Here is a 4558-nt window from a genome sequence, read left to right as displayed (position 1 = left end):
TGTTTAAGTTCTTTTTCCAATTCCTTACGCGATTTTGGTGTGTAGGAAGCGGTGGAATTTTCGGAAACTTTTGCAGATTTTTTGCCACGTTTTGGTTTATCAGTTTGACCAATGTCGAGCAATTCGCCCACTTTTTTGTTTAACGCTTGTGGGATGATGCCACGCTCTTCGTTGTATTTCATCTGTTTCTCTCGGCGGCGTTCGGTTTCGGTAATCGCTTTTTGCATTGAATTGGTGATGCGATCACCGTAAAGAATCGCCTTGCCGTTGAGGTTACGTGCGGCACGTCCGATGGTTTGGATAAGCGAACGTTCGGAACGCAAGAAGCCCTCTTTGTCAGCATCTAAAATCGCCACCAGCGAGACTTCTGGCATATCCAAGCCTTCTCGTAATAAGTTGATCCCAACTAGCACATCGAACATCCCCATTCGCAAATCGTGGATAATTTCCACCCGCTCGACGGTGTCGATGTCGCTATGCAAATAACGCACACGTACGCCGTGTTCGTCCAAATAATCGGTTAAATCTTCTGCCATTTTTTTGGTGAGTGTGGTAACCAAAACTCGCTCCTCCACTGCCACTCGCTTATGAATTTCGGAAAGTAAATCGTCTACTTGGGTTGCTACTGGGCGTACTTCGATGATCGGATCAAGCAAGCCCGTTGGGCGTACCACTTGATCCACCACATCAGGATTTTTCTCTAATTCATAAGCCCCAGGAGTCGCAGAAACATAAATAGTTTGTGGAGAGAGCTGTTCAAACTCTTCAAATTTGAGCGGGCGGTTATCCAGTGCTGAAGGTAGACGAAAACCGTATTGCACGAGCGTTTCTTTTCGTGCTCGGTCGCCACGATACATACCGCCAATTTGTGGCACAGTAACGTGCGATTCATCAATCACCAAAATACCATCTGCTGGCATATAATCAAATAAGGTTGGTGGTGGTTCGCCCTCTTTTCTACCCGAGAGATAGCGGGAGTAGTTTTCAATACCCGAGCAATAACCGAGTTCATTCATCATTTCGATATCAAACTGGGTGCGCTGGGTAATGCGCTGCTCTTCCAGCAATTTATTCTCTTTGATGAAGTATTCACGACGTTCCACTAACTCTTCTTTGATCTGCTCAATTGCTTCTAAAATGCGTTCTCGAGGCGTTACATAGTGCGTTTTCGGGTAGATGGTGTAACGCGGCACACGACCTAAACTATGCCCCGTGAGCGGATCGAACAGGGAAAGATTTTCAATCTCGTCGTCAAACAGCTCCACGCGTAAAGCGACTTCGTCTGATTCCGCAGGGAAAATATCAATCACCTCACCGCGCACACGGAAGGTAGAACGCTGGAACGCTTGGTCATTGCGGGTATATTGCAACTCAGCGAGGCGGGAAAGAATGGTACGTTGGTCGATAATATCGCCTACTTGCAGATGCAACATCATTTGCATATAAGCCCCTACATCTCCCAAGCCGTAAATAGCGGAAACGGAAGCCACTACAATAGTATCGCGACGTTCAAGGAAAGATTTAGTAGCAGAAAGTCGCATCTGCTCGATCTGTTCGTTGATCGAAGCATCTTTCTCAATAAAGGTATCACTACTCGGCACATAGGCTTCTGGCTGGTAATAATCGTAGTAAGAAACGAAATATTCCACCGCATTTTCGGGGAAAAAGGCTTTCATTTCCGCATAAAGTTGAGCGGCAAGGGTTTTATTCGGTGCAAGTAACATTGCGGGGCGGTTCAACTGGGCAATCACGTTGGCAATGGTAAAGGTTTTACCCGAACCTGTTACCCCTAACAGGGTTTGATGTGCTAAGCCATCATTTAGCCCTTCGGTTAATTTGGCAATCGCCGAAGGCTGATCGCCAGAGGGTTTGAATGGACTATGCAGAATAAAAGGTTTGCCTTGTTTGCTCATACTTTTCCTTTTTTAATACTGTAAAAATGTGAGGTATCTTATCATAATCAAGCGGTCAATTTATTGAGATTTCAGGGCAATAATAGATAAATCTTTTTCGCTTAAGCTACAATAAATATTGTAGACGACAAACAAAGCCGCTTAAAATAAAAAATGATAAGATAAAAAAAGCTGGTGAGGAACCATACTCTCACCAGCTTTTTAATTATTATGCGATTATAAAATCTCTTTCGCTTTCGCTACTACATTTTCAACAGTGAAGCCAAATAGTTTGAACAATTCACCTGCAGGGGCAGATTCACCAAAGCTATTCATACCTACGATACGTCCTTCAAAGCCAACATATTTATACCAGAAATCTGATAATTGAGCTTCGATTGCTACACGTTTAGTCACTGAACGAGGTAATACCGATTCACGGTAAGCATCATTTTGCTTATCAAACACGTTGGTGCTTGGCATTGAAACCACGCGTACTTTTTTACCTTCAGCTTCTAACACTTCCGCCGCTTTCACCGCTAATTCAACTTCAGAACCTGTTGCGATTAGGATTAAATCTGGCGTACCTGCTGCATCTTTTAACACATAACCACCACGTGCTACATTCGCTAATTGCTCTGCAGTGCGATTTTGTTGTTGAAGATTTTGACGAGTGAATATTAACGCACTTGGGCCATCATGACGTTCAACGGCAGCTTTCCACGCAATTGCAGATTCTACTTGGTCAGCTGGACGCCACGTTTCAAGATTTGGAATGTAGCGTAATGCCGCAGTCTGCTCAACTGGTTGGTGAGTTGGACCATCTTCACCTAAACCGATTGAGTCGTGCGTATAAACGAATAACACGCGTTGTTTCATCAATGCTGCCATACGCACAGCGTTGTGAGCATACTCATAGAACATTAAGAAAGTCGCCCCGTAAGGAATGAAACCACCGTGTAAAGCAATACCATTCATAATCGCAGACATACCAAACTCACGTACGCCGTAGTTGATGTAGTTACCATCTACGTTGTGATCTGCACGAATAGGTTTAGAGCCAGACCATAACGTTAAGTTTGAGCTAGCTAAATCTGCCGAACCACCTAAAAACTCTGGTAACACGTGAGCGTAAGCTTCAATCGCATTTTGTGAGGCTTTACGGCTTGCAATGTTTGCAGGATTTGCCTGTAATTTTTCGATAAATGCTTGGCTTTCTGCTTCCCAATTTGCTGGTAATTCACCACTCATACGGCGTTTAAATTCTGTTGCCAATTCTGGATAAGCGGTTGAATATGCTGTGAATTTTGCATCCCAAGATTGTTCTTCTTCAGCACCTTTTGCTTTTGCATCCCACGCTGCATAAATGTCTGCTGGAATGACAAACGGCTCATATTCCCAGTTTAAAAATTCGCGTGCTGCTTTAATTTCTGCTTCACCTAATGGTGCTCCGTGGCAGTCGTGCGAGTTACATTTATTTGGTGAACCGTAACCGATAATGGTTTTACAGATAATTAATGTTGGACGTTCTTTCTCGGCTTGTGCATTTTCAATCGCAAATTTAATTTGCTCAGGATCGTGACCATCAACATTACGGATTACTTGCCAGCCATACGCTTCGAAACGTTGTGCTGTGTCATCGCTAAACCAGCCATCTACATGACCATCAATAGAGATATTATTGTCATCATAGAACGCAATCAATTTGCCTAAACCAAGCGTACCTGCTAATGAACATGCTTCGTGAGAAACACCTTCCATTAAGCAGCCATCACCTAAAAATGCGTAAGTATAGTGATTCACAATTTCGTGACCTTCACGGTTAAATTGTGCTGCTAAAGTTTTCTCTGCAATCGCCATACCTACCGCATTGGTAATCCCTTGACCAAGCGGACCTGTGGTAGTTTCAACACCTGGTGCATAGCCATATTCTGGGTGACCTGGCGTTTTTGAATGTAATTGACGGAATTGTTTTAAATCTTCAATAGAAAGGTCATAGCCTGTTAAGTGTAAAAGGCTATAAATTAACATTGAACCGTGACCATTTGACAGCACAAAGCGGTCGCGATCAGCCCATTTTGGATTGTTTGGATTATGCTTTAAAAAATCACGCCATAACACTTCTGCAATATCAGCCATACCCATTGGTGCACCAGGGTGACCAGAATTAGCTTTTTGGACGGCGTCCATACTTAATACACGAATCGCATTTGCTAAAACTTTACGCTCAGCCATCATCATTCTCCCGTTCATTTTGATTAAATTAAGATTATTTTTGATTATTCGTGATTGTAATCAAGTTTATTTCAAAACTCAAAAAAATCATCTACTTTTTGTGATCTAATTCACATAAATTCTGCATATTATACATTAAGGTATATAGAAAAAATCCCCATTTTATGAATGGAGATTTTATGCAATTATTACATATTAAGGATATACTCTTATTGACTATACTTTCTCTACGGGAGCATGTTTATGTGCTGCCATTTTCTGGCGAATTTCTCGTCGTTGTTTTGACAGTTCTGCATTGCGGATCATATAGTCGTCCACACGGTTTTCGTAGTCATCACGCATATTGGCAATAATCGCACGAATTTCCGCTACGCTCATTTCATCGGTGATATATTGTGATAAGTTATCAAGCAATAATACACGTTTTTGGT

3 protein-coding genes are annotated in these 4558 nt (G+C 42.5%); all 3 read right to left on the bottom strand.

Going from position 1 to position 4558, the window contains the following annotated elements:
• A partial coding sequence (gene uvrB / locus KH943_RS09280) for an excinuclease ABC subunit UvrB (RefSeq protein WP_304110324.1) occupies positions 1 to 1913 on the bottom strand: 1913 nt, incomplete at its 3' end.
• 216 nt (positions 1914 to 2129) lie between these two features.
• Positions 2130 to 4127 carry a transketolase gene (gene tkt / locus KH943_RS09275; RefSeq protein ID WP_304110325.1) on the bottom strand — a complete coding sequence of 666 codons (1998 nt, stop codon included), beginning with the start codon at positions 4125 to 4127 and terminating at the stop codon, positions 2130 to 2132.
• Between the two features lie 216 nt (positions 4128 to 4343).
• A partial coding sequence (locus KH943_RS09270; protein ID WP_304110323.1) for a DUF496 family protein occupies positions 4344 to 4558 on the bottom strand: 215 nt, incomplete at its 5' end.

It is taken from the genome of Haemophilus parahaemolyticus, assembly GCF_018373095.1.
Lineage (GTDB): Bacteria > Pseudomonadota > Gammaproteobacteria > Enterobacterales > Pasteurellaceae > Haemophilus_A > Haemophilus_A parahaemolyticus_A.
This window is presented reverse-complemented; position numbering and strand designations above follow the sequence as displayed.

Coding starts and splice junctions, on each gene's coding strand:
- tkt (WP_304110325.1), bottom strand. CDS start 4,127: ATGGCTGAGCGTAAAGTTTTAGCAAATGCGATTCGTGTATTAAGTATG.